We start from the raw sequence: 25,849 nt of genomic DNA on the forward strand, positions 1-25,849 counted from the left end.
CATGCTCGATTCCAAACTGTTACGTAGCAACCTTCAGGACGTAGCGGACCGCCTGGCATCCCGTGGCTTTGTGCTGGATGTTGCGCGTATCGAAGCGCTGGAAGAACAGCGCAAGATCGTCCAGACCCGCACCGAAGCACTGCAGGCTGAACGTAATGCGCGCTCCAAATCCATCGGCCAGGCGAAGCAGCGTGGCGAAGACATCGCGCCGCTGATGGCGGACGTCGAGCGTATGGCGAACGAGCTGGGTGCCGGCAAAGTCGAGCTGGATGCGATCCAGACTGAACTGGATTCGATCCTGCTGGGTATCCCGAACCTGCCGCACGAATCGGTACCGGTGGGCGATGACGAAGACGGCAACGTCGAAGTGCGTCGCTGGGGCACGCCGACTGCCTTCGATTTCGAAGTCAAGGACCACGTCGCCCTGGGCGAGAAGTTCGGCTGGCTGGACTTCGAAACCGCCGCCAAGCTGTCCGGTGCCCGTTTCGCCCTGCTGCGTGGGCCGATTGCCCGCCTGCACCGCGCCCTGGCGCAGTTCATGATCAACCTGCACACCACCGAACACGGTTATGAAGAGGCCTATACGCCTTATCTGGTCCAGGCGCCTGCCTTGCAGGGCACCGGCCAGTTGCCAAAGTTCGAGGAAGACCTGTTCAAGATCGCGCGCGAAGGCGAGGCCGACCTGTACCTGATCCCGACCGCCGAAGTGTCGCTGACCAACATCGTGGCGGGCGAGATCGTCGATTCGAAACTGCTGCCAATCAAGTTCGTGGCCCACACCCCGTGCTTCCGCAGTGAAGCCGGTGCCTCGGGTCGTGACACCCGCGGAATGATCCGCCAGCACCAGTTCGACAAGGTCGAAATGGTCCAGATCGTCGAGCCATCGACTTCGATGGAAGCCCTGGAAGGTCTGACCGCCAACGCGGAAAAAGTCCTGCAATTGCTTGAGCTGCCATACCGTACCCTGGCCCTGTGCACCGGCGACATGGGCTTCAGCGCGGTCAAGACCTACGACCTGGAAGTGTGGATCCCGAGCCAGGACAAGTACCGCGAGATTTCGTCGTGCTCCAACTGCGGCGACTTCCAGGCCCGTCGCATGCAAGCGCGTTTCCGCAACCCGGAAACCGGCAAGCCGGAGTTGGTGCACACCCTGAACGGTTCTGGCCTGGCGGTCGGCCGTACCCTGGTGGCGGTGCTGGAAAACTATCAGCAGGCCGACGGCTCGATCCGTGTGCCGCAAGTGCTCAAGCCTTACATGGGCGGCCTCGAGGTCATCGGCTAAATGGAATTCCTGCCGCTGTTTCACAACCTGCGCGGGCGCCGTGTGCTGGTCGTCGGTGGAGGGGAGATTGCCTTGCGCAAATCCCGTCTGCTGGCCGACGCCGGTGCGCTGTTGCGGGTCGTTGCACCCGAGATCGAAGCCCAGCTGCGTGAGTTGGTGCAAGGCAGCGGCGGCGAGCTGGTGGCGCGTGGCTATCTTGAGTCAGACCTCGACGGTTGCGGGTTGATCATTGCCGCCACCGACGACGAGTCGCTGAATGCGCAAGTCTCCCAGGATGCTCATCGGCGTTGCGTGCCGGTCAACGTGGTGGATGCGCCGACGTTGTGCAGCGTGATCTTCCCGGCGATCGTCGATCGTTCGCCGTTGGTGATCGCGGTGTCCAGCGGTGGCGACGCGCCGGTGCTGGCGCGCTTGATCCGGGCCAAGCTGGAAACCTGGATTCCTTCGACCTATGGCCAGTTGGCCGGGCTGGCGGCGCGTTTTCGCCACCAGGTCAAAGGGTTGTTTCCGGATGTCCAGCAGCGTCGGGCGTTCTGGGAAGAGGTGTTTCAGGGGCCGATCGCCGATCGCCAACTGGCCGGACAGGGCGCCGAAGCCGAGCGCTTGTTGCAGGCCAAGATCAACGGTGAGTCTGCCCGTGCGACCGGTGAGGTGTATCTGGTGGGCGCAGGGCCGGGTGATCCGGATCTGCTGACCTTCCGTGCCTTGCGCCTGATGCAGCAGGCGGACGTGGTGCTGTATGACCGTCTGGTGGCCCCGGCGATTCTTGAGCTGTGCCGTCGCGATGCCGAGCGGGTCTATGTCGGCAAGCGCCGCGCCGATCACGCCGTCCCGCAAGACCAGATCAACCAGCAATTGGTGGATCTGGCCAGGCAGGGCAAGCGCGTGGTGCGGTTGAAGGGCGGTGATCCGTTCATCTTCGGCCGTGGCGGCGAAGAGATCGAGGAACTGGCGGCCCAGGGCATCCCGTTCCAGGTGGTGCCGGGTATCACGGCGGCCAGCGGTTGCGCGGCGTATGCCGGGATTCCGCTGACCCACCGCGATTACGCGCAATCGGTGCGTTTCATCACCGGCCACCTGAAAGACGGCAGCACGGATTTGCCGTGGAGCGACCTGGTCGCGCCGGCGCAAACCCTGGTGTTCTACATGGGGCTGGTGGGGCTGCCGATCATCTGCGAACAGCTGATCCGGCACGGTCGTTCGGCGGACACGCCGGCGGCATTGATCCAACAGGGCACCACCTCCAACCAGCGGGTCTTCACTGGTACGCTGGCCAACCTGCCGCAGCTGGTGGCGGAGCATGAAGTCCATGCGCCGACCCTGGTGATCGTCGGGGAAGTGGTGCAGCTTCGCGAGAAGCTGGCGTGGTTTGAAGGCGCTCAATCTCAAATCTGACCCGTGGCGAGGGGGCTTGCCCCCGTTGGGGCGCGTAGCGGCCCTCAAACCGCTGGGCGCAGTCCTGGTTCTCGCGCTCCCACGCTAAACGTGGGAGCGATCATCGTTTAGTATTTTTGCCAAACCCCTTTCCCGCTCAACCGCTGCCGATCATGGGGCACGGTGAAGTCCTGTTCCGGTCCTTTGGGCACCACACCTGTCGGATTGATGGTCCTGTGGCTGGCGTAGTAGTGATGCTTGATGTGGGTAAAGTCCACGGTCTCGGCAATCCCCTGCCACTGATACAGCTCGCGCAGCCAGTTCGACAGGTTCGGATAATCGGCAATGCGTCGTAGATTGCACTTGAAGTGACCGTAGTACACCGCGTCGAAGCGAATCAGCGTGGTGAACAGGCGAATATCGGCCTCGGTCAGGTAGTCGCCGGTCAGGTAGCGTTTATTGCCCAGTAGCCCCTCCAGCCGGTCCAGTTCGGCAAACAACTCGTCGAAGGCCTCCTCATAAGCCGCTTGAGAGGTGGCAAAGCCTGCGCGGTACACACCGTTGTTTACCGCGGGATAGATGCGTGCGTTGAGCTCATCGATGGCGGTACGCAACGGCTGCGGGTAGAAGTCCAGGCTGTTGCCGGTCATGCCGTCAAATGCGCTGTTGAACATGCGGATGATCTCCGCCGATTCATTGCTGACGATGCGCTTTTGCTGGTTGTCCCACAGTACGGGCACCGTGACGCGACCGGTGTAGTCGCGGGCATCGGCGGTGTAGCGTTGATGCATGAAGTCGAAGTGGTCGAGCTTGTCGCCGGTTGAGCCCAGGTTTTTGTCGAAGGTCCAGCCGTTCTCCAGCATCAGCCAGCTGACCACCGACACATCGATCAGGGTTTCCAGGCCTTTGAGTTTGCGCAGGATCAGCGTGCGGTGGGCCCAGGGGCATGCCAGCGAGACGTAGAGATGGTAGCGACCGGCCTGGGCGGGGAAGCCGCCTTCGCCGCTGGGACCTGGCTTGCCGTCAGCGGTCAGCCAATGACGGCGCTGCGCTTGCTCGCGCTGGAAGGCACCGTCCTTGCTGCTTTCGTACCACTGGTCACGCCAGTGCCCTTCAATCAGCAAACCCATCTCGAACTCCAAGGTTGTTAAACGTTGGAGTCCAGTCTATTTCGATGCTTTCGAAATAAAAGCGCAAAGGTTGGGCGTTGATGATCGGTTAAATCGATCTATCGCGGGCGTCCCAGAACTGTTGGGCCTTGGCGAAGGCTTCATCACGTGGTGTGCCGAGGCCGCGCAAGGCCAGGGCCATGGTGGCAATCAGCGCCAGTTGCGGGTAGCTGTCCTCCACATCGCCACGCCACACGGCTTTGAGGTGCTCAGGATCGAGAGTTGCCGGTTTGACATGGCGCTGCGCCGACAGCTGCGGCCATTCTTCGTCCCAGCTTTCGCCGCCGGTGGTGCCGTACAGGTGGCTGTCGGCATCCGGATTGATCTCGATTTCGCCGCCATCGCCCTTGATCACGATCACGTTGTCACCCAGCAAGCCACTGGCATCGCGGTGTACGCCCTGGTAGCCGGGGTGGAAGATGCTTTGCAGGCCACAGCGCGCGCCCAGCGGGTTGAGAATCCGCGCCAGGGAGTGGATCGGCGAGCGCAGCCCGAGGGTGTTGCGTAGGTCGATCATCCGTTGCAGTTGCGGTGCCCAGTCGCCCAGCGGCATGAAGGCCAGGTTGCCTTGGTCCAGCGCCGAGCCCACTTGCTGCCAGGTACGGCACAACGGGATGTGGAGTTGGTCGAGCAGTTGCTCGCTGTACAGGCGCCCGGCGGTATGGGCGCCGCCGCCATGCATCAGGATGCGCACGCCGTTTTGCGCCAGGCACTTGGCCGCCAGCAGGTACCACGGCAGGTGACGCTTTTTGCCGGCATAGGTCGGCCAGTCCAGGTCCACCGCCAATGGCGGTGCCTGCAAGCGCTCGCGCAATGCTTCGGTGAACCCCGCCAGCTCTTCGGCGCTTTCTTCCTTGTGCCGCAGCAGCATGAGGAATGCACCGAGCTGGGTGTCTTCGACTTTCTCGTCGAGCAGCATGCCCATGGCTTGGCGAGCCTCCTCACGGGTCAGGCTGCGAGCGCCGCGCTTGCCTTTGCCGAGAATCCGCACGAACTGTGCAAAAGGGTGCTCGGCGGGCGTTTCGGTGATCAGTGGGGTGAAATCGGTCATAGACAATTCGTCGGTTTGGGCAGGCCCGCCAGCTTGGCGGCGAGTTTGGCGGGAGTGCCTTTGAACAAGCGGTTCAGGTGCAGGCTGTTGCCCTTGTCCGGGCCCAGTTTGAGCGCGGTGTATTTGATCAGCGGGCGGGTGGCTGGCGACAGTTGGTACTCCTGGTAGAAGCCGCGCAGCAACTCGAGGATTTCCCAGTGTTCGGGGCTCAGCTCAAGTTCTTCGGCAGCGGCCAAGGCGGTGGCGACTTCCGTCGACCAGTCAGCCAGGTCAACCAGATAGCCGTCCTTGTCCAGCTCGATGCGACGTGCCCCCAGGGTCAGTGAGTTCATAACCAGCTATTGACCTTGTCGTAGTGAATCGACAGCTCGACGAAGGCCGGGTAGTCGAGGCTTTTGATCCAGTCGGGCACCGGCAAACCGCGGGCCTGAACGTCCTCTTCCAGCACAAACAGGCGCAAGGTGTCACGCAGGACCTGCAGCTCGCCGAACGGCGCGGTGCCGGGTTGCAAGGCGTACACCGCATCGCCGCTGAGCAGCAGGGCGTCCTGTGCACCCAGGAGGCGCAGGCAGCTGGTCAGCCGGTTATCGGTGAACGGTGAGTGAGACAACACATGCAAAGTCGACATCAGAGGGTAATAACCTGGTCATAACGGTCAATAACGGCCGGGATCTCTCCGGTGGCCAGTACGTTCAGCGGATCAAGGCTCAAGGCGCCCGGCGTCAGGCCGCGCGCGCTGGCGCTGTCGCCACACACATACAGGTCTTCGATGCCAAACAGGCCGAGTGCTTGCAGATTGGCGCTGAGGTCTTTTTGCTGCACGGCCTTGGCATTCTGCTGCGTAGCCAGCTGGAACACACCGTCATCGAGAAACAGCAGGCCGATCGGCAAATCGAAGGCGCCGCCGGCCAGCACGATGTCCAGCGCTTCACGGGCGCTCGGGCCGGACCAGGGGGCCTGGCGGCTGATGATCAACAGGGATTTAGGCATGTTTCATGGCCCTCCAAAGCAGATCAGGCGATCGGCGTCCTGTACCGCATCGTGCAACTGGCCCAGTCCGGACAATTCCCACGGCGCACTGACATTGATCGCGGTGCGCTGGTAACGCTTGGCTTCAGCCTCATCCAGCACCCCACGCCTCAGGGCGGCGGCAATGCACACCACGCCGTCCAGTTGATGGTCGCTGACGAAGGTGCGCCATTGCGCGGCGATGTCCTGCTCGTCCTGGGGTGTGACAACGTTGCTGGAGGCGTTGTAGACGCCGTCCTGATAAAAAAACAGTCGCACGATCTCATGCCCGCCGGCCAGCGCTGCCTGGGCAAACAGCAGGGCGCGGCGCGAGGAGGGCGCGTGTGCGGCGGAAAACAGCGCGATGGCGAACTTCATGGCGAACTCTGACGACAAATCTGCGGCCATGATAATGCTTTATCGGCGGGGCGGCGAAGGGCGATTCAGCGCGGCATGTAGCCCAGCTGCCAGCGGCGCGGAATCTTCAGCGCAACGATCCCCAGCACCGCCGCCAGCAGGCCGCTGGCGTACAGCGCGTGCAGGCCGAAATGGTGTTCCAGTACCGCGCCCAGCACGGCGCCGGCAAACATGCCGGTCCAGGGGATCAGTTGCACTCGCCAACCGTCGCGCCGCTCGCCGAGCAGCCAGCGCCCCAGGCCGCGACCGAAGCGTGACAGGGCACCGGTGACGTAGGTCAGGCCGATGGGCAGGCCATTGACCTGTTCGACGGCTGCATTGAGCATGCCCATGGCGATGATCGCGGCCAGCAGCGCCGGGAATCGCGCCTCGAATGGCCATGCCGCGGCGGCGCATAACAACGAGGCGATGCTCAGCATCAACGGCAGGGCGTGTCGTCGGCCGATACGGGTGATGATCACGCCCAGCGCATTGCCGACGACGAACATGGCGACCAGTACCAGCAGACGCAGGGTCATGCTCCAGTCACCGTTGCTGATCGCCACCGCCAGGCGTGTGGTATTGCCGCTCATGAATGACACAAAGTCGCCGGTGGCCATGAAGCCTATGGCATCGGTCATGCCTGCCAGCACGGACAGGCTGGCCACCAGGCAGAGTCCGACCCGGCCACGCCATTTCTGCGTGTGCAACAGGCGGCTTGTCGGGGTGCGATGGGGGGCGGATGGCAGCATCGATCAGGGCTCGAGGCCATGCAGTTCGCAGTATTCCAGCCAGTCCATGCCGGCCATCTGCGCTACTTCCTTGTGCACCTCCCGCCGTTGGGCGGCGAAGTCCTCCGGTGTGGCGGCGGTCAATTGCAACGTCAGCTCCCAGGCAAAAAGGCCCTGCTGCTCAGCCTCGGCTTCGAACGCTTCGTGCAGTCGTTCATTGCGGTACTCGGCCATGGTTTCGCCTTTGGCCTGGGCGGCCAGCGGGTTGAGGTTGTCGAGTGTGTCGCGCAGTGCCGGACGTGCATTGAGAAACCGTTGCAGGGCGAGTTCGTGTTGCGATTCGATCGGAGCCATGGATCATCCTGGTCAAAACGAAAGTATGAGCGGTTGGCTAGCGTTTACCTTGACGCGCGTCAGGAGGTTTTTTTCTTGTTCGCCTTGGCCTCGGCCGCCAGGCATTCCAGCGCAAACTGCTCGGTGTAGGTCATCTGGATCGGTGTGGTTTCGCCTTTGACGGTGCGTTCGCCGTCGAGGATGTAGCGAATGCGTTTATCGGTCACGCCAATGCGCTTGGCAATCCAGGAAGGGGTCTGGCCGATCTGGCTGATCAGTTTGTCAGCATAGTCGGTGGACGGTTTGTAGAACTCGGCATTGGGGGTCATTGGCTTTCCAGAGCAGGGTAGGCGGCGCGAGGCACCGATTATGGCGCGATAGGGTGCGCGCATTGCTGCGGTCTGTCGCGTCCTATCTGCAGTAAAGCAGAGCGGCGTCGTTTCGGGTCAATGACAGGCGGTGATACAGTCAGCGTTTTTCGAGTCTTGAGGAAGCACAATGCGGATTTTGATGGTGGCGCTGGCCGGTGTGTTGCTGGCCGGGTGCGCGGGATCGACCATGAAGGATGCTCGCTCCCAGAGCCCTTACAAGACGCTGGCCTCGAACAAGGCTGATCTGGTGGTGGCCCAGTGCGTGCAGTTTGCCTGGCAGGACGAGGCGGTGTTCGGCGTGGATGCCAGCGGTTACCTGCAACCTGGCGAAACCGGCGGCTTTACGGTCTACACCCGTTCGGCCGAGTCCTTCATCGATGTGCAAGGCGGCACGCTGAAGTACTACGCCCTTGAAGACAACTGGGTGGCCAAGCGCCGACTCGCGGCGATGGCCACCTGTTTGTGACGTGTCGAGGGGCCGGGTGTCTTGCCTCTCACCCATCCAGGCGTTTCTGAAAGAAGAAGCGCTTGCTGCCCCTCGGGTAGTCGGCTATTTGCCCAACCTCGCTGAACCCCATCTTCCTGTAAAACCCCGGCGCCTGGAATTCGAAGGTGTCGAGGTACATTCCGATGCATCGGAGTTCCCGTGCCTGCTCTTCGGCCATTTGCATCAATCTGGCCCCCAAGCCTTGGCCTCGGGCCTGCTCGGGCACGGACAGTAGATCGATAAACATCCACTGGTAAAACAGACGGGCATAGAGCCCACCGAGTACTTCATTGCTCTGCTCATCCCGAACCAGAAAGGCAATTTCCCGGTAGTGGCCTTCGCCGGCGTTGGCGATGTTGTAGGCGCGCAGCGGGTCGAGAATGGCCTGGCGTTCTTCGGGTGTGGGCTCCTGCGATAATTCAATGCGCAATGTCATTGGCGACGTCCTGGTGTCGGTGGGGGAGTGGGGCAGATTACCCTGTGAGCCTCGCGGTGATGAAGGCAATTTTTGCAGCACCAGGCCTGGCGCTTTTCCAGGGGCAAAAAAAGGCCCGCCGGGAGGGGCAGGCCAAATGTTCCTTGAATGAGACGCGCTGGACTATAAGCGCTGGGCCTTTGGGGCACAGTGAAAGATCTTTCATGTGGTCGTGGCGGGCCGTTCGACCAATGGCGCCCGCCTCGGACAGGTCCGGGTGTAAGTTGACTTCGGGCTGATCGACTTCAGTGGAGGTAGCTATGAGTGATTCGATGCTGAGCAAAATGCACATGAACGGTTATGAGCTGGTGAGCGTCAAGGGTGGCCCCTGGCGGGTCTGCACCCAGCGTGACCGGTTAGGTTCTTTCAGTTCTCGTGAGGAGGCCTTGGCATTCGCCGCATCCTTACCGGCTTACAAACCCCGCGCCCTGCGGGCGGCCAATACCCAGTGATGTGAACCCGGGAGCCCGCGTATGACGGGCTCTTTGGGTCAAGGCCAGGATCAAGGATTGTGGCTTTGCAGCGGTACGGTTTTGCGTCGATCCGCGCCGTTCGGATTGCCGGTATTGAGCAGTCTTCGCTCCACCAGCACATTTTCAAGGGCCAGGCGGTCGGCCGGGGCCAGTTGATGAGCTCTTTCCTTGAGCTCGAGCAGGATCGGGCTGGACCACATTCGATAGGTCCGCTCGGCAGATTGAATCGGGTTCATCTTCGTCTCCCAGACTAGATGTGCTTGGATATGGCAGAGTCCTTGTACACCGCGAAAATCCTAGTCGACAAAGCCCTGTATCGCCAGCCACGAACATGCGCTTTGTCGGGAAGCCATGCTTTCAGCCATGGCTCTTGTGATCCCCGCGCAGCACTTTACCGATGGGGTTGAGCAGGTCCGGTTGCTGGTTCCTGACATTGCCGATAGCATTGTCGACCTTGAACCATTCAAAGGCTTCGACGGGCTCCCCCTGGTGCAGCAGCATCTGGTGAGCCAGCTCCTTGGGCATGGCCAGGTTGAGCCATTCGCGGGCCAGTTCGGGGGAAAGGGCCACGGGCCGACGGTCATGCAGGTCGATCATGCCCCCGACGCTGTCGGCGGTGATGATCACGAAACCGTCGTCGGCTTTCGGGTCCCTGCCTCCGGCCGGATACTGGCCGATAGCAGCGCACAGAATCGGTGCCCGGTCGCGGCGGCGAACCAGGTAGGGCTGTTTGCTTGGCCCGCCTTCGTAGACCCACTCGAACCAGTTGTCGATGGGGGCGATAGCGCGGTGAGGCCAGATCTCCCGGAAAGACGGACCATGGACGACTTTCTCGACCCTGGCGTTGACCGGGATGGAATGGTCCCTGGACCCGTGCGGTCGCCAGCCCCAGCGCACCCGATCGGCGTGCAAGGTTTCACCTTCCAGGTGCAGCAGCGCAACCTGGATCGTGGGGGCGACGTTGTACTGCGCCAGCTCCTCGTCACCCACGGTGTTGATCAAGGCGTTGGGCATGCTCAGCGTCGCGACGAAGTCGTGAATGCCCCGGTACTGTGAAAGTCTTCCGCACATGGGAAAGCCCTCCGTTCCAATTTTCAGCTTAGCCCAGTGGGGCTGCGAAAATGTACCGGCGTGCTCGGTCTCAGCTCAAATCAAGGACGCCCTCAAGGAAAATGCGCCGGCGTTCCTTGCGACCGATTTTCATGTGCTTGCTGGCCTGGTAAAACCGCTTGAACCTTTGCGGGTTGATATTCTCGTATTGGCCTAGTGATTCTTCGACCCATTCATCGTATTGGGCTTCGGTGACAAAGCGGTAAATCTCTCGGTGATAGAAAAAGCCGAACTGGAACCCCAGTGTCTCGCTTGGGTAGTGGGGTTTGCGGTGAAAGCAGTTCTCCAGGTCGATGCCCTTGGCAGGCAGATCCCCGCTTTCACACAGCATGAGATTGGCGGCCCAGAAGTCCATATGAGTAATGTGACTCTCATTCAGGGATCGCAACAGGGCGAAGGACTTCTTGATCAAGCGTTCTATCTGTGCCGGATTGCGTTCAAGCCATTGAAGGCCATCGGTATGGCCCTCGAGCATATGGGTAATGATGAAGAACTCTTCAACCAGCCCCAGGCGCGACTTCTTGTAGCCGTAGCCGATCAGTGGGGCGACATCCGCGCCGCGATCATTGGCCTCCACCGTGTTCAGGAACTCTTCGACAGGCCAGTCAAAGTCACCGCTGCGCTTGGGCTTGCCCAGTGTCACTCGAATCCTGGACTTGAAGTTATCCAGCGCCTGCGTTTTGGCAAACACAGACGTGCCGGCGCTGGTGACCGCAGCGCTCAGCCTTTTGATGTTCGATTGGCGTCGATGATCGAGCAGTCCGAACAGTGCCTGGGACAGACTGGTGGAGGGAGTGTGGTCGAGGTGTATGGTTGAGCGCAGATCCTTGATGGTGCATGGAAATTTGCGGTCAATCTGATGCTTGCTGATGGCCACTGCCACATCCGTAATATCATATTGCAATCAGTGAAATTTAACACAATTTCACATTTTTTTACAGTTTCCCAAGGGGCGACTGGACGCAGATAGGAGGTGTGGAAACGCCTTTGGTTCCGGGGGTGACCTCGAGAACGCAAACGGCCTGATAAGCGGGCTATTGACTCCTTAGCCCCTTTGTCGGGGCTAATGAGCGATTCTTTTTGTCGTTTCGGTCAAGCAAGGGCATCGGCCTTTGAAGGCTTGAAGGCACCATTAAAACGCAAGACCGATTTTGACGCCGTACTCATCCCGGGTCTGCTGGTCATAATCGGTCTCCTCAAATTGACTATCCAGCTCATATTTGAAGCGGTTGTAGTAGAGGGAGGCTACAAGGGGATACGTCCCTTGCTGATTGAACAGATAGCTCAGTTCGACAAAAGGATTGGTCGTGTCTTTCAGGTCGGAAGTCTCGTTGTTGACGTCATGGATTTCGAGCTGTGATTCACCATTCATGATCTTTCGAACGCCCACCTCAAAGCGCAGGGTTGTCTGGCTGAATTGATGGTTGTAGCCAGCCGCCGCTTTAATGAACGGTGTGCGGCTGGTGAGATTAATGTCGTACTTGTTATAGCCCGGATCGAAGCGATTCCATTTGTATCCTCCGCCCAGGAGAACATCGATAAAATTGCGTTCATCCAGCGCAACCCTCCAGCCAAAGTCCAGGTCGAACTGGCCATCCTTTACTCTCTGACCATCTTTTTCAGAGTACTGCCCGCTGATTTCACCGTGATAAACAAGACCGGTCCGAGCAGTCATTTTGTTGCCATAGTTGAGAAATAATCCTCCTTCCGGCATTCGATCGATGTCAGTGTTTGCAGGGCCTTTGAATTCGAGTTCGCTGTAGCTTCCCAGAACGCCGAATACAAGGAGAGGGTCGGTAGGAGGTGCGGCACTTGAGAGTGTCGGTGTGGTTCCCGCGAGGAAGGTCGTGACAACAGCAGCAAAATTGGTCCTATTCATCAGAACTCCATGAGCGTGCCGCCGGTCCGTCGTGGACCGATCAATTACAACGATAGTCGGTTTTTTTCAAGTGCTGGATCGCTTGTCGAGAAGGGCTGGCCAGGAGGGTGGCTTTTGGCCCTTATTGCCTCGTTTTTGTCAGGTTTGATTTGAGGGAGGACGGTTGGCAGGAGGCCAAAGAAGGGGGGCGAAAGACGCGCTGGGGTCTGCCGGGTTTTCGAGCGAGAGGGGGTGAAAATAGCCGAAAAGATGCGGAAACGACCAGTAGGGGCTGCTAGGAAAGTACAAACCCCAGAAACGAAAAAGCCCTGAATAATCAGGGCTCTAACGTACAAATATGGCGGAGGCGATGGGATTCGAACTCATGGACCTGTTACAGTCGACGGTTTTCAAGACCGTTGCCTTAAACCACTCGGCCACACCTCCGTATTGCGTTGCGGGCGCCATAATACCTGAATGAAACACACTGTCAAACTCTCTGCATCGCTTGTTACAAGGCGTCTGCTATGATCTTTGCCACTGAACGTTTCAAACCTACAGGAGTGTCGCCATGCGCGAACAGGATTACGCAGTCAACAACAGCGTGCAGGCCGAGCAGCTAGAGGTTAGCCGCGTCCTGCGCAATACTTATGGCTTACTCGCCCTGACGCTGGCATTCAGCGGTGTCATGGCCTACGTCGCGCAGCAGATGCGTGTCGGTTACCCGAACATTTTCGTGGTGCTGATCGGCTTCTATGGTCTGTTCTTCCTGACCAACAAGCTTCGTGATTCGGCCTGGGGCCTGGTGTCGGCGTTCGCCCTGACCGGTTTCATGGGCTTCCTGCTCGGCCCGATTCTCAACCGCTACCTGGGCATGCAGGGTGGCGCTGAAGTTGTCAGTTCCGCGTTCGCCATGACCGCGCTGGTATTCGGTGGCCTGTCGGCCTATGTGCTGATCACCCGCAAGGACATGAGCTTCCTCGGTGGTTTCATTACCGCTGGCTTCTTCGTGCTGCTGGGGGCAACGCTGGCGAGCTTCTTCTTCCAGATCAGCGGGCTGCAGCTGGCAATCAGCGCGGGCTTCGTGCTGTTTTCTTCGGTCTGCATCCTGTTCCAGACCAGCGCCATCATTCATGGCGGCGAGCGTAACTACATCATGGCGACCATCAGCCTGTATGTATCGATCTACAACCTGTTCGTCAGCTTGTTGCAGCTGTTCGGCATCATGAGCCGCGATGACTGATCGCTGCTCTTGAACCAGAAAACCCGCTTCGGCGGGTTTTTGTCATTCAGGGGCGGTCATTCGGATACGATGATGCTGCCGTCAGCCTGTTGCCGGTAGACGGTGTAGGGCAGCAGCGCGGTGTCCAGAACACCGGAAATGAGCGCGTCTATCAATACGACAATCGTGCCGTTGTCGTGTTTTTGCGCGTCGATGCCTTCTTTCAGGGGGGCGTACAGGGTGCAGAAATCGTAGGTAACGCCGCTGTAGATACGTGGCACGGCGCCGCAGTAACTTTTCTGCTCCTTGAGGCTCTTTGCCGCGGCCTCGTCGCTGCGTACGACCGTCTGAATGGTGCCGCATCCTGCGAGCAGCAATGCTGTCAGGGCCATTGCTTGTGTTTTCATACCGTCAATCCTTCGCCGGAAAACACCCAATCTACCCGCTTTGCGTCAAAACAGCACTCAGGCCATTGGCGGCAGCCGGCGCTTGACCGGTGTCTTCTTGACGATGGCGGTGTTGGTCTCGGCGTAGCTGTTCAGACGGTCGAGCAGGGTGTCCAGTTGTTCCATCGAGCGCACATGCAAGCGCGCGATGAAGCAGTCATCGCCGGTGACCTTGTCGCATTCGGTGAACTCGGCAATGGCCTGGATTTGCCGTTCGACATTCTGCAGTTGCCCGGGCAGCGGGCGAATGCGCACGATCGCTTGCAGCTGATAGCCAAAACACTTGGGGTCGATCTCGACGGTGTAACCCTTGAGCACGCCGCGTTCTTCAAGCCGGCGCAGGCGCTCGGCGACGCTGGGGGACGACAGGCCGCTGATCTGTGCCAGGGCCTTGAGCGAACGCCGTGAGTCCTCCATGAGGGCCGCGATCAGCAGTTGGTCAATGTCGTCAGTCATACCCGCCCCGTTAGGCAAATACTCGTATCTGCCTTGGTAATAAAGGTGAATTTACAGTTTAGCCTGCATTTGGCCATGGAGAGTGGCCGGGGAGGATTGGCATACTTTGGGCTCACCTCGAGGAGCCTGATCATGGATAACACCTTACGTCGCGGCACGCTGGAAATGACCGCCGCCATGCTGATTTCCGGAACCATCGGATGGTTCGTGCTGGTTTCCGGCCAGCCTGTGCTGGACGTGGTGTTCTGGCGCTGCGTGTTCGGCGCGGGAACCTTGCTGCTGATTTGCGCAGGGTTCGGCTTTTTGCGCCCCGGCATTCTCACCCGCACCACCTTCCTGCTCGCCGTGCTCAGCGGGGTGGCCATTGTCGGTAATTGGGTGTTGCTGTTTGCCTCCTATTCCAGGGCTTCGATTGCCATCGGTACGGCGGTCTACAACGTTCAGCCGTTCATGCTGGTGGGGTTGGCGGCGCTGTTTCTCGGCGAGAAAATCACCGCGCAAAAGCTGTTCTGGCTGGGGGTTTCGTTTCTCGGGATGCTGGCGATTGTCAGCGCCCATGGCGATCAGGGCGAAAGCGGGGGCGAGTACCTGTTGGGGATTGGCCTGGCATTAGGGGCCGCGCTGCTGTACGCCTTTGCTGCGCTGATCATCAAGCGCCTGACCGGTACGCCACCCCATTTGATTGCGCTGATTCAGGTCTGCACCGGCGTACTGTTGCTGGCGCCGTGGGCCAACTTGTCCGCATTGCCACAACAGCCCGGTGCCTGGGCCAGCCTGTTGACCCTGGGTGTCGTGCACACCGGGGTGATGTACGTACTGCTGTACGGGGCGATTCAAAAGTTGCCGACCGCAATGACCGGCGCCCTATCGTTTATTTATCCGATCGCGGCGATCTTCGTCGACTGGCTGGCCTTCGGTCATCAGCTTGAGCTGATGCAATGGATTGGCGTGATCGCGATTCTGCTGGCCGCTGCCGGCATGCAACAGGGCTGGGGCAGTGGGGTGCGCAAGGCCGTGACGCAATGACCGGGCCTCAAATCTTCCAGTGCGGTGCAGTCTTCACCAGGCGTTGGCTCATGTCGCTCAGATTGGCGGCCAGTTGCCGGGTCAGCAACCGGTAGCCGTCGAGGGCGCTGTACACCGGTTCGTCCATGGCGGTTGGCGCGACCGGCTCATCGAGGGTGCGCTCCAGGCGCTGGGTAGTACCGGACTGCAGGGCGCGGGCCATGCCGATCAGCATCCGTCGTATCTGTTGGTGTTCGGCTTTCAATGCCCATTGCAGTTGCGCCATGGCCTGCGCATCGCGGGCATCGGGGCGGGTGTTGGCGAGGATTTCCAGGGTACTGATGCACATCCGCAGGTTGCGTTGCAGGCCATCGAGTTCCGTCATGGATATCCGCACTTCCTTGGACACCGAAGGCATCAGTGAGCGCAGTTGCACCATCACGCCATTGAGACGGCCCAGCAGCGTGAGGTAGTGGTCGTCCGTTACCGACTGGCCGCTGACGATCCGGCTGTAGATGCTGGCGCAGTCACGCAGTGCACTGGCGAGTTTGTAGCGCCAGGAATAGACCGCGTACAGCGGCAGGGCGAAGGAAAATGCCAGGGCCAGGGCGATGCCGATCAGTATGTCGACCGTACGCCACAGGCCATCGGTGATTGGGTTGTCGCCATGGCCGGCGACGATGAACACGGTGATCGCCGACAACAGGGCGGTATAACCGCCCTTGCCGATGGCGTGGTAGGAGAAAAATCCGCAGACCACCGACATGCCGAAATAGGTCAGCCACGGCAGGCCGAGCCAGGCGTGCTGCACCACCAGCAGCAAGCCCACGCCCGCCCCGATAAGGGTGCCATAGGCCCGCTCGGCGGCTTTCTTGCCGATATTGCCGTGGTGTTGCAAGCCGCCGATCACCACCAGCATGGTCACCGATGCCCATTCGCCGTGGGGCAGGTTGATCCCCGTGGTCAGCAGGATGGTCGCCAGCAGCCCCAGCGATACCCGAACGGCGTGGATGATCCGGGCGTTGCGGTAGCGCCGGTACGGGTCCAGGACCGGGCGTAGCAGGCGCCGCAGCAACGGTGACACTCGGGATGATCGAAAGGTCGTCATCGGGTTGGCAGATTTCCCTCGGCGCTGATGTCAGAAAATGTAGTCGGTGGTCAGGAAGCTCGACTCCCGGCCGCGAATGATGTCGCTGATCAACGTTTTGTTGCTCTCCTGGAATTTGGTCGCCACCATCGTACGAATCGAAAAGGTGCGCAGGGCATCGTGTACCGACAACGTGCCTTCGGCCGAATTCTTGCGCCCGTTGAACGGAAAGGTATCCGGGCCGCGCTGGCACTGGGCGTTGATGTTGATCCGTCCGACCTGATTGGCGAAGGTATCGACCAGTCGCCCGACCTCGGCGGCATCGGTGCCAAACAGGCTCAACTGCTGACCGAAGTCTGACTCAAGCACGTAGTCGATCACCGTATCCAGATCACGATAAGGCACGATCGGCACCACTGGGCCGAACTGTTCCTCCTGGTACACGCGCATGTCCGTGGTGACCGGGTACAGCACCGCCGGATAGAAGAACGAACCGCGCGCCTGTCCGCCGTTGGCATTCACCACGTTGGCGCCTTTTCTGACCGCGTCGTCCACCAGGCCATGCAGATAATCGACCTTGCCCGACTCCGGCAGCGGGGTCAGCGATACGCCGCTTTCCCACGGCATGCCGGGTTTGAGGGCGGCGAGTTTCTGGTTGAATTTCTCGATAAAAAGATCGACCACGTCTTCGTGCACGAAGAGAATTTTCAGCGCGGTGCAGCGCTGGCCATTGAACGACAGCGAGCCGGTGACGGCTTCGTTGACGGCGTTGTCCAGGTCAACCTGGGGCAGCACGATGCCGGGGTTCTTTGCGTCCAGCCCCAATGCTGCGCGCAGGCGATGGGGTCTGGGGTGAAGCTTTTTCAGGTCGCTGGCGGCCTTGTTGGTGCCGATGAAGGCAAAGATGTCGATCTTGCCGCTGGCCATCAGGGCACTGACGGTCTCACGGCCGCTGCCGTAGATCACGTTGATCACGCCGGCCGGGAAGCTGTCGCGGAACGCTTCCAGCAACGGACGAATCAGTAGCACGCCGAGCTTGGCCGGCTTGAACACTACGGTGTTGCCCATGATCAGTGCCGGGATCAGCGTGGTGAAGGTCTCGTTCAGCGGATAGTTGTAAGGCCCCATGCACAAGGCAACGCCCAGCGGTACCCGGCGGATCTGGCCCAGGGTGTCCTGTTCCAGTTCAAAACGGCTGGAGCGACGGTCGAGCTCCTTGAGGGCATTGATGGTGTCGACGATGTAGTCGCAGGTGCGGTCGAACTCTTTTTCCGAGTCCTTGAGGTTCTTGCCGATCTCCCACATCAACAGCTTGACCACGGCCGCGCGCTGTTCGCGCATGCGCGCGAGGAAGGCTTCGACATGCTGGATGCGTTCCGCGACGCGCATGGTGGGCCAACTGCCCTGACCGCGGTCGTAGGCACGGACGGCGGCGTCGAGGGCGGTGAGTGCGGTCTCGGCATCCAGCAGCGGTGTGCTGCCCAGAATCACTTGTTCATCCTGCTGCTCGCCGGCCAGGTACACCGGGCTGCGGACCGCCGCCAGGGGGCCACTCCAGATTTTCAACTGGCCTTCGACGAGGTACTCGCGTTGCTCAAGCGGCTCGCCCGGGCGGTATGGCTCCGGGATCTGGGCGGCAGTAGGAAACAACGTGCTGAGGAGGTGTTCGGTACTCATGAGGCTACCCCGTATTGGCTGTGTGCAAGGCGGCTTGAAGACGCTCGGCTGTCAGGCGGCTTGCAGTCAAGAATGTGCTCTATGGGTTATACGCCTTAACGGCAGGTTTTTTTAACTGAAAACGTCCGGCGAAGGGCAGAGCAGAGGGGTTGAGGTGTGGTGTGGTGTCGCAAGCGTAGACGAATCTTCCGGCGGTCGTAGCGTGGTGCGGGTGCTTTGCTGCCTGTCTGTGGCCATACGCGTGGCCTCGAAAGTCCCCCTTGCTGACCCTCAATGACCTCAACCAGCCATGATGACTGGCATAGAGTTCAGCGGTGTGTCATGACAACCAGAATGCGCCGGGCAATAGGCGCTGCACCCGTGGGGAAAGCTATGTGGGCAACGATTCGATTCGGGCGACGGTTAACTGATCCCGGTGGTGTGTGCCGGATGGCCGCGTTGCTGGTGGTGCTTGGCGCGTTGGGTGGCTGTGGCGATAAACCAGAAAGCAACGCCTCGCGCACGGCAGCGGCCAGTGCCATGCCTGTCGATGCCGGTTTGGCGCGTACCTACGACACCAGTTGCAAGTTGTGCCATGCCAACCCGGCCTCGGGTGCGCCGCTGACGGGCGACCTGCCAGCCTGGCAACCCCGCATCGCGCAAGGTGCGGACACCTTGCTGGACCACACCATCAACGGTCATAACGGCATGCCGCCGATGGGGATGTGCATGCAGTGCTCCGAAAGCGAGTTCCTGGCGCTGATCGGTTTCATGTCTGGCCAACCACTCCAATAACAATCACAAGGTGGGATTGATGACCATGCACCTCACACGACGTCAGCTTCTGCAACGGGCCAGCCTTGCAGGCATGCTGGGCGCCTTGGGCAGCCACTCGGTGATGGCCGAACTGATGCGCGCGCCGCGGGTGATTCCCTGGCGCAATTGGTCGGGTGCCCAGAGCTGCCTCCCCGAGGCACGGCTGGCGCCCAGGGATCTGGACGAACTGGCCGGGGTTATCGCTAAGGCCACCGGCAAGGTGCGCCCGGTGGGCTCTGCCCATTCGTTCAGCGCGTTGGTGCCCACCGACGGCACGCTGCTGTCGCTGAGCAACTTCACCGGGTTACTGGGCGATGACCCGAACACCCTGCAGGCCGAGTTTGGCGCCGGCACACCGATGTCGCGCATGGGCCCGGCATTGAAGGAGGTCGGCCAGGCGCTCACCAACATGGCAGACATCGACTACCAGACGCTGGCCGGGGCGATCGCCACCTCGACCCATGGCACCGGGAAACACTTCCAGTCCTACTCTGGCTACGTGACGGGTTTGCAGTTGGTGACGGCCCAGGGTGAGGTGCTCGATTGCGACAGCACCCGCAACAGCGAGGTGTTCAAGGCCGCTCGCGTGTCATTGGGGGCGCTGGGGGTCGTGACCAAGGTGCGCATGCAGAACCGCCAGGCTTATCGTCTGCGGGAGCACCAGTGGATTGCCAAGACCGAAGAGCTGTTGGAGGACGTGGAAAAGAACACCCGGGAGAACCAGCACTGGGAGATGCTGGTGGTGACTCATTCCGACTACGCGCTGTCGATGACCCTCAACGAAACCGTTGACCCGGCGACACCGCCCATCAGCGCCGAGGAGGAGGGGGGTAACGAATTCGTCAACCTGATCGAGAAGTTCGACAAATACGTCAGCGACTTTCCTGGCGCCCGGCGCATGTTGCTCAATAACATGCGGCATATCGCCAGTTTCGATGACCGGGTGGGCGACTCCTTCGACATCTATGCCAACGTGCGTACCGTGCGTTTCAACGAAATGGAGTATTCGGTGCCGGCCGAGCATGGCCCGGCGTGCTTGCGGGAGATCATCAAGCTGATCGCCGACAAGGACCTGCGCACCTGGTTTCCGATCGAGTACCGTTACGTCAAGGCCGATGACATCGCCTTGAGCATGTTCGAGGGGCGCGACAGCTGTTCGATCTCGGTCCACCAGCACTACCAGATGGATCATCACAATTTCTTCGCCGCCATCGAACCGATTTTCTGGAAGTACGAGGGCCGACCGCACTGGGGCAAGCTGCACACCTTGAATGCCCGTAATCTGCAAGCACTGTACCCGCGCTGGCAGGAATTTCGTCAGGTGCGCCAGCAGCTCGACCCGGGTGGAAAGTTCTTGAACGCCCATTTGTCGTCCATTCTGGGAGTCAGCTGATGGCCATCAATCGCCGGAATTTCCTGGGAGGTGTAGTGGGCATTGGCGCGTTGCTGGCGGGTGTCGGAGCGCTATTGCGGCCCGGTGACCGTGGCGGCCCCTACAGCGATTACTTTCGCGCCTTGAACCAGGAACTGCAGCGCAACGGCCCGATGCGCCCGTTGCTGCTGATTGACCTGGAACGGCTCGATCACAACATCGACGTGGTGATGCAGTCGGTCAAGCGCGGCGGCAAACAGCTGCGTCTGGTGGAGAAATCCCTGCCGTCGCCGGAGTTGCTGGCCTACATCAGCCAGCGCGCGGGCACGCAACGATTGATGTCGTTTCATCAGCCCTTTCTCAATCATGACGCGCAGCGGTTTCCCGGATCCGACATCCTGCTGGGCAAGCCTTTGCCGGTTCGCTCGGCCGAGCTTTTCTATCGCTTGCACAAAGGTCCGTTCGACCCGGCGCGGCAGTTGCAGTGGCTGCTCGACACACCCGAGCACATGCAGCAATACCTGGCCCTGGCCCAAGGGCTGGGGACGCGGTTGCGGGTGAACATTGAACTGGACGTCGGCCTGCATCGCGGTGGTGTGGCGGACACTGCCACGCTGGGACAGATGCTCGGTCTGATTCGTGCTAATGCGCAACATCTGGAATTTGCCGGCTTCATGGGTTATGACCCCTTTGTCGGCATGGGGGTGCCAGGCATTCTGGGGACGGCGGACGAGCTGTTCGCCAAGGTCATGACGCGCTACAACGGCTACGTGGACTTCACCCGGCAGCAGTTTTCGGGGCTTTGGCATGACGGCTTGACGCTCAACACCGCCGGAAGCCCGAGTTACCGCATGCATGAGCAAGAGTCGCTGAGCAGCGAAGTGTCGGTAGGCACCGCGATGCTCAAGCCCACCCATTACGATTTGCCGTCACTGGCCGAGCATGTACCGGCCGCCTACATCGCCACCCCGGTCGTGAAGCGCACCGGTGCCGTGCAGATACCGGCACTGGACGGCAAGTCGCGGCTGTTTTCCTGGTGGGACACCAATCAGCGCGAGACTTATTTCATCTATGGCGGCAACTGGATGGCCGAGTTCGAATCGCCGCCCGGTTTGCAGAGCAACGGCCTTTATGGCCGCAGTTCCAATCAGGAGATGGTCAATGGTTCAGCGACGGTCGGGTTGGCGGTGGATGACCAGGTGTTTCTGCGTCCGACCCAGACCGAATCGGTGTTGCTGCAGTTTGGCGACATGATCGCGATGCGGGGCGGCAAGATCGTCGACACCTGGCCGGTCTACTCCTGATCCCTGGAGCATTGCGTCGGTGCCGGTTGAAGGGCACCGACTATAGAGGAAGATCAGAAGTCGAACTTGTCCCGCAGGCCGTAGTACCAGGCGCCCAGTGCCGCGAAAGGCGTGCGCAGTAACTGGCCGCCGGGGAAGGGGTAGTGCGGCAGGTCGGCAAAGGCGTCAAAGCGCTCGGCCTGTCCGCGCAGGGCCTCGGCCAGGACTTTACCGGCCAGGTGGGTGTAGGTGACGCCGTGGCCGCTGCAACCCTGGGAGTAGTAGAGGTTGTCGCCCAAGCGTCCGACTTGTGGCAAGCGCGACAAGGTCAGCAGGAAGTTACCGGTCCAGGCGTAGTCGATTTTCACGTCCTTGAGCTCAGGGAAGGCCTTGAGCATCTTCGGTCGAATGATGGCTTCGATGTTGGCCGGATCGCGCGCGCCATACACCACGCCCCCACCAAAGATCAGGCGCCGGTCCCCCGAGAGGCGGTAGTAGTCGAGCAGGTAGTTACAGTCTTCGACGCAGTAGTCTTGTGGCAACAGGCGCTTGGCGAGTTCTTCGCTCAAGGGCTCGGTGGTGATCACCTGAGTGCCGCACGGCATCGACTTGGCGGCGAGTTCCGGAACCAGGTTGCCCAGGTAGGCGTTGCCGGCCACGATCACGAACTTGGCTCGCACCTTGCCTTCAGCGGTATGCACCACCGGGTTGGCGCCGCGTTCGATACGTAGGGCGGGTGATTGCTCATACAGGGTACCGCCCAGTGACTCGACGGCGGCGGCTTCACCTAGTGCGAGGTTGAGTGGGTGGATGTGGCCACCGCTCATATCGAGCATGCCGCCGACATACTGCTCACAGGCCACGACCTCACGGATGCGGCGCTGGTCCAGCAACTCGAGCTGCGTGTGGCCGTAGCGCTCCCACAGACGCTTCTGTGATTCCAGGTGACCCATCTGCTTGCCGGTGAGGGCCGCGAATACGCCGCCATCCTTCAGGTCGCACTGGATCTGGTACTTGGCCACGCGCTCACGAATGATATTGCCGCCTTCGAATGCCATTTGCCCAAGCAGTTGCGCCTGCTTGGGGCCGACACTGCGTTCAATGACGTCGATATCTCGGCTGTAGCTATTAACGATCTGCCCGCCATTGCGGCCCGAAGCACCAAAGCCAACCCTGGCCGCTTCCAGGACCGTCACCCGAAACCCGTTCTCCAGCAGGAACAGGGCGCTGGACAGGCCGGTATAGCCGGCGCCAATGACGCAGACATCCGTTTCTACATCATCCTGTAGCGACGGACGCAACGGGGCGGCGTTGGCCGACGCGGCGTAATAGGACTCCGGATAGGGAATGTGCGCCATCCTGCAACCTCTGTTTAATATATTTTACGATTAACCTGATCCTACCTGAGTTAAAAATCCACTGCCAGCCACCCGAATGGCTTCTTTGCGGGGCCAAAATTAAATATTTTGCATATTCATAGGCTTAGGTGAAAAAAAGGTGTTGACACCCCTCCGGAATTCCGTAGAATGCCGCCTCACAGCAGGCACGTAGCTCAGTTGGTTAGAGCACCACCTTGACATGGTGGGGGTCGTTGGTTCGAGTCCAATCGCGCCTACCAAACAAAATCCGCTCTGCTGGGCGGTCTAGAAGGGCTCACCGAAAGGTGGGCCCTTTTTTGTTGTCTTGGATTTCTTGCGCAACGTTCACAACATCTCGGGTACGTTCACACTGGGCAATCTGAACACCGATAACGGCTTGTTCTGGGATGGGATTCAGGCCTGCCAGGCTGGATGTGTCAACATCTGGCCCGGCCGCCATCCCTGCGGGTCCAGTCAAGACTCCCGCTCTGTGCACAAAGCTCAGCGAGCCTGGAATCTGTTTATTTACACCGTATCGGTATCACTGACTCAGCACGAAAGTCGCCAGGGTTTGCAGATCGTCTGGGCTCAACTGTGCAAAAGGTGGCATCGTGATGTTTCCCCATTTGCCGGTTCCACCTTTCTGAATGCTGGACATTATCTTGGCCAGAGCCTGCGGGTCGTTGGCGTACTTGGTAGCCACCTCGCGATAGGCCGGGCCTACGACCTTGTGATTGATCGCGTGGCAAGACAGACAGGAATTGCTCTGAAGCAATGCCATGGCGTCGACTTTGGCTACAGGTGCCGCGGGGCTTGAGGCAGCCTGCACATCGGCATCGCTTGCCTGAGCGCTGCCGTAGGTCGCCGCCAGGTAGGCGCCGATGATGTTCACATCCTGATCGCTGATTGGAGCGCCATATACCTGCTGCATCTTTCTGGCTTCTCCAGTCCATTGCGTCAGGCTCATGCCCGGAGGCTGGAAGTTGATGTAGTCGGCAGAATGACAAGTGGAACACTTCTGCTGCGCCAGTGGGTATCCGGGCAGGGCACTGGGCTTGAGTACCGCCGTTTCGGGCGGCAACGTGATTTCTAACGGCGTTGCGCAAGCCAGGGTAGCCACGCAAATCTGAGCCGCGCACAGCAAGGCGCTCATGCGTTTCATGTAGGGGCCCCTCATGCGATGGTCACATGGCTGGTTTCTACGACGTGGCGGCGGTAGCCACCGGGGTTCCAGTCGGCTTGAAGCGGTTGCGTCTCGCCCGCACTGTTACTGGCGCGCACCATCAACTGTGTGGCTCCCTTGCTGGTGAAGGTGATCGGCAGCGTCCACTGGCGGAAGGAAAAACGGCCAAGATCCTCTCCGAGCCTGGCTTCGCGCCAACTGTTCCCGCCGTCGACCGAGACTTCCACCTTGTTGATTCCAGCACCTCCATCAAATGCAATGCCCTTTAGCTCCACGCTCTTTTTCAGTGGCAACACATCGCCGTGTTTGATGCTGGTGATGAAGCTGCGTACCGGCAACTTGGAAATCGGCTGCGTTTGCGCAGCTGTCGTGCCGGGGGCGATGCAGAAACAATCGTTGTCTGGAACGCGGTAACCTTTCGTCATGAAGAAGCCGTCGTAGGTTTGGTCGATGACTTCGATCTCACTCAGATGCTTGATCCAATAGGTGCCGAAATAACCTGGCACCACCAGGCGTATTGGGTAGCCGTTGAGGAATGGCAGGTCGGTGCCGTTCATGGACCAGGCGATCAAGGGCTCGCCGTCCATGGCATGGTTGATGTCCAGCGCCTTGATGTACTCCGGCGTGCTCGGCAGCACTGGCCTGTCTAGCCCGCGGAACGTCACTTGCCTGGCGTCGGCTTTCACGCCCGCCTTTTCCAGTACCACCTTGAGCGGGACGCCCACCCAGCGGGCATTGCCCATTGAGCCATTGCCCAATTGCGCGCCGAATACGCGCGGCATCGAGAACCCGCGGCTGTTTCCCGAGCACTGATTGACGGCCACCACCTCTACCGGTTCGGCCAGGGCTTTGAGGTCTGCGAGGGAAAGTGACAGCGTCGTGTTGACCGAGCCCTTGATTGCCAGGCGGTAACTGTCTGGATCGATACGGGTCGGGAAATTGGCCAAGTGGTAACGCACAAAAAAGGCGTCATTTGGCGTGATGGGCCCTTCGTTGAAGACGGAGAACGGAGTCTCGAGGTGTGGCGGGCGGGTGGTCACCAGGGTCAGCGGCCGTTTTTGCGGGTATTGCACCAACGGTCGTGGACCGGATGCAAAGGTGACTTCTTCGGCGGTTTCGTCTCCTGCCTTAGCGAGGCGTGCCAACGGAGAGGCCGCCAAAGCCCAGACAAAGGCATCACGTAGCACGCGTCGGCGGTTCGGCTTGCTGTTATCTACAAAATGGAACCTCATTCTTCGCTCTCCTTCGCTCTTTATGATTGTTTTGCTGAGATGTCACCAAAGCCCCCCCCCCCCCGCTGGGTGCAGAGGCATCGGATTTGATGTGTCAATGGAGTTTCGCTCAGCTGTTCGGCTTCGGTGAGCGATCCAGTATGGTCATGCGCAAGTCGATTGCTTTTCATTGAGCGTCAGTGATTTTGCATTTGATGACAGCGGCTGCCGACACCCGCTGGCCGTTACGCTTGAGCGAGCGCAGTACACGCACAAGTGGGGTAGTCACGTGCCGGACGAGGCCGCGAAGGTGCGTCTGGCGGTGCTCAATCGTTCCACGGCTTCTGCGAAGGTCGGCGTTCGCTTAACTGAGCTGACCGGATTGCCGACTTCGTGATTGAGGCGCAGGGCTTCAAGCGTGGGCTGGATGGCGAGTAGCTTGAGGAGATGCGCAAGCCGTCAGTCTTCATCATCTCGCAAATGGCGGTACCAGCCGTACAGTGCAAGGCCGAGGATTATTACTAAGACGACCAGGATGAAGATGACCAAATAGCGCATGCAGCCTCGCTCGTATCGGGTCTGGTGTTTTGCAGTTGACTGGGCTCACATCAAGCTTAGCCCTTGCGGTCAGGCGAG

At 60.2% G+C, this 25,849-nt stretch carries 30 protein-coding genes and 2 tRNA genes; 10 read left to right on the forward strand and 22 right to left on the reverse strand.

Annotated elements, in window-relative coordinates:
* Position 1: 1 nt before the first annotated feature.
* Together serS and cysG are read left to right on the forward strand one after the other, a co-directional pair.
* Positions 2-1,282, forward strand: coding sequence for a serine--tRNA ligase (serS, locus tag CKW07_RS01240; protein ID WP_095143220.1), 1,281 nt, complete (start codon positions 2-4; stop codon positions 1,280-1,282).
* Complete coding sequence (cysG, locus tag CKW07_RS01245) at positions 1,283-2,677, forward strand: siroheme synthase CysG (protein WP_095143221.1); 1,395 nt, start codon at positions 1,283-1,285, stop codon at positions 2,675-2,677. It begins immediately after the preceding gene.
* A gap of 107 nt (positions 2,678-2,784) precedes the next feature.
* Here the strand turns inward: cysG and CKW07_RS01250 are convergent, their stop codons facing one another.
* From CKW07_RS01250 to CKW07_RS01290, 9 genes are all read right to left on the reverse strand, one after another.
* Complete coding sequence (locus tag CKW07_RS01250) at positions 2,785-3,786, reverse strand: glutathione S-transferase family protein (protein WP_095143222.1); 1,002 nt, start codon at positions 3,784-3,786, stop codon at positions 2,785-2,787.
* An 88-nt stretch (positions 3,787-3,874) separates the two neighbouring features.
* The gene (locus CKW07_RS01255; RefSeq protein WP_095143223.1) at positions 3,875-4,876 is read right to left on the reverse strand and encodes a glycosyl transferase family protein; all 1,002 of its coding nucleotides are present in this window, start codon (positions 4,874-4,876) and stop codon (positions 3,875-3,877) included.
* Positions 4,873-5,208 carry a TusE/DsrC/DsvC family sulfur relay protein gene (locus tag CKW07_RS01260; protein WP_095079308.1) on the reverse strand — a complete coding sequence of 112 codons (336 nt, stop codon included), beginning with the start codon at positions 5,206-5,208 and terminating at the stop codon, positions 4,873-4,875. The genes CKW07_RS01255 and CKW07_RS01260 overlap by 4 nt, the downstream gene beginning before the upstream one ends.
* Complete coding sequence (gene tusB, locus CKW07_RS01265; protein ID WP_095143224.1) at positions 5,205-5,504, reverse strand: sulfurtransferase complex subunit TusB; 300 nt, start codon at positions 5,502-5,504, stop codon at positions 5,205-5,207. Before tusB ends, CKW07_RS01260 begins: the two co-directional genes overlap by 4 nt.
* On the reverse strand, positions 5,504-5,866 hold the full coding sequence (gene tusC / locus CKW07_RS01270; protein ID WP_095143225.1) for a sulfurtransferase complex subunit TusC: 363 nt from the start codon (positions 5,864-5,866) through the stop codon (positions 5,504-5,506). The genes tusB and tusC overlap by 1 nt, the downstream gene beginning before the upstream one ends.
* Positions 5,867-5,869: 3 nt before the next feature.
* Entirely contained in the window at positions 5,870-6,262 is a 393-nt protein-coding gene (gene tusD / locus CKW07_RS01275) for a sulfurtransferase complex subunit TusD (protein ID WP_095143591.1), read from the reverse strand.
* 65 nt (positions 6,263-6,327) lie between these two features.
* A complete protein-coding gene (locus CKW07_RS01280) occupies positions 6,328-7,032 on the reverse strand; it encodes a YoaK family protein (protein ID WP_095143226.1) in 705 nt (234 codons plus the stop codon).
* Between the two features lie 3 nt (positions 7,033-7,035).
* Positions 7,036-7,365: a DUF6388 family protein gene (locus CKW07_RS01285; protein WP_095143227.1), complete on the reverse strand. Its 330-nt coding sequence runs from the start codon at positions 7,363-7,365 to the stop codon at positions 7,036-7,038.
* A gap of 59 nt (positions 7,366-7,424) precedes the next feature.
* A complete protein-coding gene (locus tag CKW07_RS01290; protein ID WP_019689854.1) occupies positions 7,425-7,673 on the reverse strand; it encodes a hypothetical protein in 249 nt (82 codons plus the stop codon).
* A gap of 169 nt (positions 7,674-7,842) precedes the next feature.
* On the opposite strand from CKW07_RS01290, the gene CKW07_RS01295 reads away from it, so the two are divergent.
* Positions 7,843-8,181, forward strand: coding sequence for a hypothetical protein (locus CKW07_RS01295; RefSeq protein WP_095143228.1), 339 nt, complete (start codon positions 7,843-7,845; stop codon positions 8,179-8,181).
* Between the two features lie 28 nt (positions 8,182-8,209).
* Here CKW07_RS01295 and CKW07_RS01300 read toward each other — a convergent pair whose 3' ends face one another.
* Complete coding sequence (locus CKW07_RS01300) at positions 8,210-8,638, reverse strand: GNAT family N-acetyltransferase (protein ID WP_095143229.1); 429 nt, start codon at positions 8,636-8,638, stop codon at positions 8,210-8,212.
* Positions 8,639-8,937: 299 nt separating this feature from the next.
* On the opposite strand from CKW07_RS01300, the gene CKW07_RS01305 reads away from it, so the two are divergent.
* Positions 8,938-9,129, forward strand: a complete 192-nt coding sequence (locus CKW07_RS01305; protein ID WP_095143230.1) for an SPOR domain-containing protein — start codon at positions 8,938-8,940, stop codon at positions 9,127-9,129.
* A gap of 50 nt (positions 9,130-9,179) precedes the next feature.
* Here CKW07_RS01305 and CKW07_RS01310 read toward each other — a convergent pair whose 3' ends face one another.
* The 5 genes from CKW07_RS01310 to CKW07_RS01330 all read right to left on the reverse strand — a co-directional run bounded on the left by CKW07_RS01310 (position 9,180) and on the right by CKW07_RS01330 (position 12,565).
* Positions 9,180-9,386, reverse strand: a complete 207-nt coding sequence (locus CKW07_RS01310) for a hypothetical protein (RefSeq protein ID WP_095143231.1) — start codon at positions 9,384-9,386, stop codon at positions 9,180-9,182.
* A gap of 121 nt (positions 9,387-9,507) precedes the next feature.
* Positions 9,508-10,221 carry an SOS response-associated peptidase family protein gene (locus CKW07_RS01315; RefSeq protein ID WP_095143232.1) on the reverse strand — a complete coding sequence of 238 codons (714 nt, stop codon included), beginning with the start codon at positions 10,219-10,221 and terminating at the stop codon, positions 9,508-9,510.
* Positions 10,222-10,291: 70 nt separating this feature from the next.
* Positions 10,292-11,137 (reverse strand): lipopolysaccharide kinase InaA family protein, encoded by an 846-nt coding sequence (locus CKW07_RS01320; protein WP_256576998.1) that lies wholly within the window; start codon positions 11,135-11,137, stop codon positions 10,292-10,294.
* A gap of 255 nt (positions 11,138-11,392) precedes the next feature.
* A complete protein-coding gene (locus tag CKW07_RS01325) occupies positions 11,393-12,139 on the reverse strand; it encodes a hypothetical protein (RefSeq protein WP_095143233.1) in 747 nt (248 codons plus the stop codon).
* Positions 12,140-12,477: 338 nt separating this feature from the next.
* Positions 12,478-12,565: transfer RNA gene (locus CKW07_RS01330), tRNA-Ser, on the reverse strand.
* A gap of 124 nt (positions 12,566-12,689) precedes the next feature.
* Here CKW07_RS01330 and CKW07_RS01335 point away from each other — a divergent pair.
* Positions 12,690-13,361, forward strand: a complete 672-nt coding sequence (locus tag CKW07_RS01335; protein WP_095143234.1) for a Bax inhibitor-1/YccA family protein — start codon at positions 12,690-12,692, stop codon at positions 13,359-13,361.
* 56 nt (positions 13,362-13,417) lie between these two features.
* Here CKW07_RS01335 and CKW07_RS01340 read toward each other — a convergent pair whose 3' ends face one another.
* Together CKW07_RS01340 and CKW07_RS01345 are read right to left on the reverse strand one after the other, a co-directional pair.
* Entirely contained in the window at positions 13,418-13,747 is a 330-nt protein-coding gene (locus CKW07_RS01340; protein ID WP_095143235.1) for a YceK/YidQ family lipoprotein, read from the reverse strand.
* 57 nt (positions 13,748-13,804) lie between these two features.
* Positions 13,805-14,242 (reverse strand): Lrp/AsnC family transcriptional regulator, encoded by a 438-nt coding sequence (locus tag CKW07_RS01345; RefSeq protein ID WP_095079335.1) that lies wholly within the window; start codon positions 14,240-14,242, stop codon positions 13,805-13,807.
* Between the two features lie 132 nt (positions 14,243-14,374).
* On the opposite strand from CKW07_RS01345, the gene CKW07_RS01350 reads away from it, so the two are divergent.
* The gene (locus tag CKW07_RS01350) at positions 14,375-15,268 is read left to right on the forward strand and encodes a DMT family transporter (RefSeq protein WP_095143236.1); all 894 of its coding nucleotides are present in this window, start codon (positions 14,375-14,377) and stop codon (positions 15,266-15,268) included.
* A 7-nt stretch (positions 15,269-15,275) separates the two neighbouring features.
* On the opposite strand, the gene CKW07_RS01355 is transcribed toward CKW07_RS01350, so the two are convergent.
* Positions 15,276-16,355, reverse strand: coding sequence for an FUSC family protein (locus CKW07_RS01355; protein WP_256576999.1), 1,080 nt, complete (start codon positions 16,353-16,355; stop codon positions 15,276-15,278).
* A 30-nt stretch (positions 16,356-16,385) separates the two neighbouring features.
* Positions 16,386-18,011 carry an NADP-dependent glyceraldehyde-3-phosphate dehydrogenase gene (locus tag CKW07_RS01360; RefSeq protein WP_095143238.1) on the reverse strand — a complete coding sequence of 542 codons (1,626 nt, stop codon included), beginning with the start codon at positions 18,009-18,011 and terminating at the stop codon, positions 16,386-16,388.
* Between the two features lie 372 nt (positions 18,012-18,383).
* Between CKW07_RS01360 and CKW07_RS01365 the strand changes: the two genes are divergently transcribed.
* The 3 genes from CKW07_RS01365 to CKW07_RS01375 all read left to right on the forward strand — a co-directional run bounded on the left by CKW07_RS01365 (position 18,384) and on the right by CKW07_RS01375 (position 21,482).
* A complete protein-coding gene (locus CKW07_RS01365) occupies positions 18,384-18,785 on the forward strand; it encodes a cytochrome c5 family protein (protein ID WP_095143239.1) in 402 nt (133 codons plus the stop codon).
* Positions 18,786-18,858: 73 nt separating this feature from the next.
* Entirely contained in the window at positions 18,859-20,199 is a 1,341-nt protein-coding gene (locus CKW07_RS01370; RefSeq protein ID WP_256577010.1) for a D-arabinono-1,4-lactone oxidase, read from the forward strand.
* A gap of 74 nt (positions 20,200-20,273) precedes the next feature.
* A complete protein-coding gene (locus tag CKW07_RS01375) occupies positions 20,274-21,482 on the forward strand; it encodes a DSD1 family PLP-dependent enzyme (RefSeq protein WP_176465264.1) in 1,209 nt (402 codons plus the stop codon).
* Positions 21,483-21,535: 53 nt separating this feature from the next.
* Here the strand turns inward: CKW07_RS01375 and CKW07_RS01380 are convergent, their stop codons facing one another.
* Positions 21,536-22,819: an FAD-binding oxidoreductase gene (locus CKW07_RS01380; RefSeq protein WP_095143242.1), complete on the reverse strand. Its 1,284-nt coding sequence runs from the start codon at positions 22,817-22,819 to the stop codon at positions 21,536-21,538.
* A 183-nt stretch (positions 22,820-23,002) separates the two neighbouring features.
* Between CKW07_RS01380 and CKW07_RS01385 the strand changes: the two genes are divergently transcribed.
* A tRNA-Val gene (locus CKW07_RS01385) sits at positions 23,003-23,079 on the forward strand.
* A gap of 281 nt (positions 23,080-23,360) precedes the next feature.
* Here CKW07_RS01385 and CKW07_RS01390 read toward each other — a convergent pair.
* Positions 23,361-23,981: a c-type cytochrome gene (locus CKW07_RS01390; protein ID WP_095143243.1), complete on the reverse strand. Its 621-nt coding sequence runs from the start codon at positions 23,979-23,981 to the stop codon at positions 23,361-23,363.
* Between the two features lie 11 nt (positions 23,982-23,992).
* On the reverse strand, positions 23,993-25,234 hold the full coding sequence (locus CKW07_RS01395; protein ID WP_095143244.1) for a molybdopterin-dependent oxidoreductase: 1,242 nt from the start codon (positions 25,232-25,234) through the stop codon (positions 23,993-23,995).
* Positions 25,235-25,849: the final 615 nt, after the last annotated feature.

Source organism: Pseudomonas sp. Irchel s3b6 (assembly GCF_900187415.1).
Taxonomy (GTDB): Bacteria; Pseudomonadota; Gammaproteobacteria; order Pseudomonadales; family Pseudomonadaceae; genus Aquipseudomonas.

What these genes read in the sequence shown, in the direction of transcription:
- serS (WP_095143220.1), top strand. Translation starts at nt 2, where the DNA reads ATGCTCGATTCCAAACTGTTACGTAGCAACCTTCAGGACGTAGCGGAC.
- cysG (WP_095143221.1), top strand. Translation starts at nt 1,283, where the DNA reads ATGGAATTCCTGCCGCTGTTTCACAACCTGCGCGGGCGCCGTGTGCTG.
- CKW07_RS01250 (WP_095143222.1), bottom strand. Translation starts at nt 3,786, where the DNA reads ATGGGTTTGCTGATTGAAGGGCACTGGCGTGACCAGTGGTACGAAAGC.
- CKW07_RS01255 (WP_095143223.1), bottom strand. Translation starts at nt 4,876, where the DNA reads ATGACCGATTTCACCCCACTGATCACCGAAACGCCCGCCGAGCACCCT.
- CKW07_RS01260 (WP_095079308.1), bottom strand. Translation starts at nt 5,208, where the DNA reads ATGAACTCACTGACCCTGGGGGCACGTCGCATCGAGCTGGACAAGGAC.
- tusB (WP_095143224.1), bottom strand. Translation starts at nt 5,504, where the DNA reads ATGTCGACTTTGCATGTGTTGTCTCACTCACCGTTCACCGATAACCGG.
- tusC (WP_095143225.1), bottom strand. Translation starts at nt 5,866, where the DNA reads ATGCCTAAATCCCTGTTGATCATCAGCCGCCAGGCCCCCTGGTCCGGC.
- tusD (WP_095143591.1), bottom strand. Translation starts at nt 6,262, where the DNA reads ATGAAGTTCGCCATCGCGCTGTTTTCCGCCGCACACGCGCCCTCCTCG.
- CKW07_RS01280 (WP_095143226.1), bottom strand. Translation starts at nt 7,032, where the DNA reads ATGCTGCCATCCGCCCCCCATCGCACCCCGACAAGCCGCCTGTTGCAC.
- CKW07_RS01285 (WP_095143227.1), bottom strand. Translation starts at nt 7,365, where the DNA reads ATGGCTCCGATCGAATCGCAACACGAACTCGCCCTGCAACGGTTTCTC.
- CKW07_RS01290 (WP_019689854.1), bottom strand. Translation starts at nt 7,673, where the DNA reads ATGACCCCCAATGCCGAGTTCTACAAACCGTCCACCGACTATGCTGAC.
- CKW07_RS01295 (WP_095143228.1), top strand. Translation starts at nt 7,843, where the DNA reads ATGCGGATTTTGATGGTGGCGCTGGCCGGTGTGTTGCTGGCCGGGTGC.
- CKW07_RS01300 (WP_095143229.1), bottom strand. Translation starts at nt 8,638, where the DNA reads ATGACATTGCGCATTGAATTATCGCAGGAGCCCACACCCGAAGAACGC.
- CKW07_RS01305 (WP_095143230.1), top strand. Translation starts at nt 8,938, where the DNA reads ATGAGTGATTCGATGCTGAGCAAAATGCACATGAACGGTTATGAGCTG.
- CKW07_RS01310 (WP_095143231.1), bottom strand. Translation starts at nt 9,386, where the DNA reads ATGAACCCGATTCAATCTGCCGAGCGGACCTATCGAATGTGGTCCAGC.
- CKW07_RS01315 (WP_095143232.1), bottom strand. Translation starts at nt 10,221, where the DNA reads ATGTGCGGAAGACTTTCACAGTACCGGGGCATTCACGACTTCGTCGCG.
- CKW07_RS01325 (WP_095143233.1), bottom strand. Translation starts at nt 12,139, where the DNA reads ATGAATAGGACCAATTTTGCTGCTGTTGTCACGACCTTCCTCGCGGGA.
- CKW07_RS01335 (WP_095143234.1), top strand. Translation starts at nt 12,690, where the DNA reads ATGCGCGAACAGGATTACGCAGTCAACAACAGCGTGCAGGCCGAGCAG.
- CKW07_RS01340 (WP_095143235.1), bottom strand. Translation starts at nt 13,747, where the DNA reads ATGAAAACACAAGCAATGGCCCTGACAGCATTGCTGCTCGCAGGATGC.
- CKW07_RS01345 (WP_095079335.1), bottom strand. Translation starts at nt 14,242, where the DNA reads ATGACTGACGACATTGACCAACTGCTGATCGCGGCCCTCATGGAGGAC.
- CKW07_RS01350 (WP_095143236.1), top strand. Translation starts at nt 14,375, where the DNA reads ATGGATAACACCTTACGTCGCGGCACGCTGGAAATGACCGCCGCCATG.
- CKW07_RS01355 (WP_256576999.1), bottom strand. Translation starts at nt 16,355, where the DNA reads ATGACGACCTTTCGATCATCCCGAGTGTCACCGTTGCTGCGGCGCCTG.
- CKW07_RS01360 (WP_095143238.1), bottom strand. Translation starts at nt 18,011, where the DNA reads ATGAGTACCGAACACCTCCTCAGCACGTTGTTTCCTACTGCCGCCCAG.
- CKW07_RS01365 (WP_095143239.1), top strand. Translation starts at nt 18,384, where the DNA reads ATGTGGGCAACGATTCGATTCGGGCGACGGTTAACTGATCCCGGTGGT.
- CKW07_RS01370 (WP_256577010.1), top strand. Translation starts at nt 18,859, where the DNA reads ATGCTGGGCGCCTTGGGCAGCCACTCGGTGATGGCCGAACTGATGCGC.
- CKW07_RS01380 (WP_095143242.1), bottom strand. Translation starts at nt 22,819, where the DNA reads ATGGCGCACATTCCCTATCCGGAGTCCTATTACGCCGCGTCGGCCAAC.
- CKW07_RS01390 (WP_095143243.1), bottom strand. Translation starts at nt 23,981, where the DNA reads ATGAAACGCATGAGCGCCTTGCTGTGCGCGGCTCAGATTTGCGTGGCT.
- CKW07_RS01395 (WP_095143244.1), bottom strand. Translation starts at nt 25,234, where the DNA reads ATGAGGTTCCATTTTGTAGATAACAGCAAGCCGAACCGCCGACGCGTG.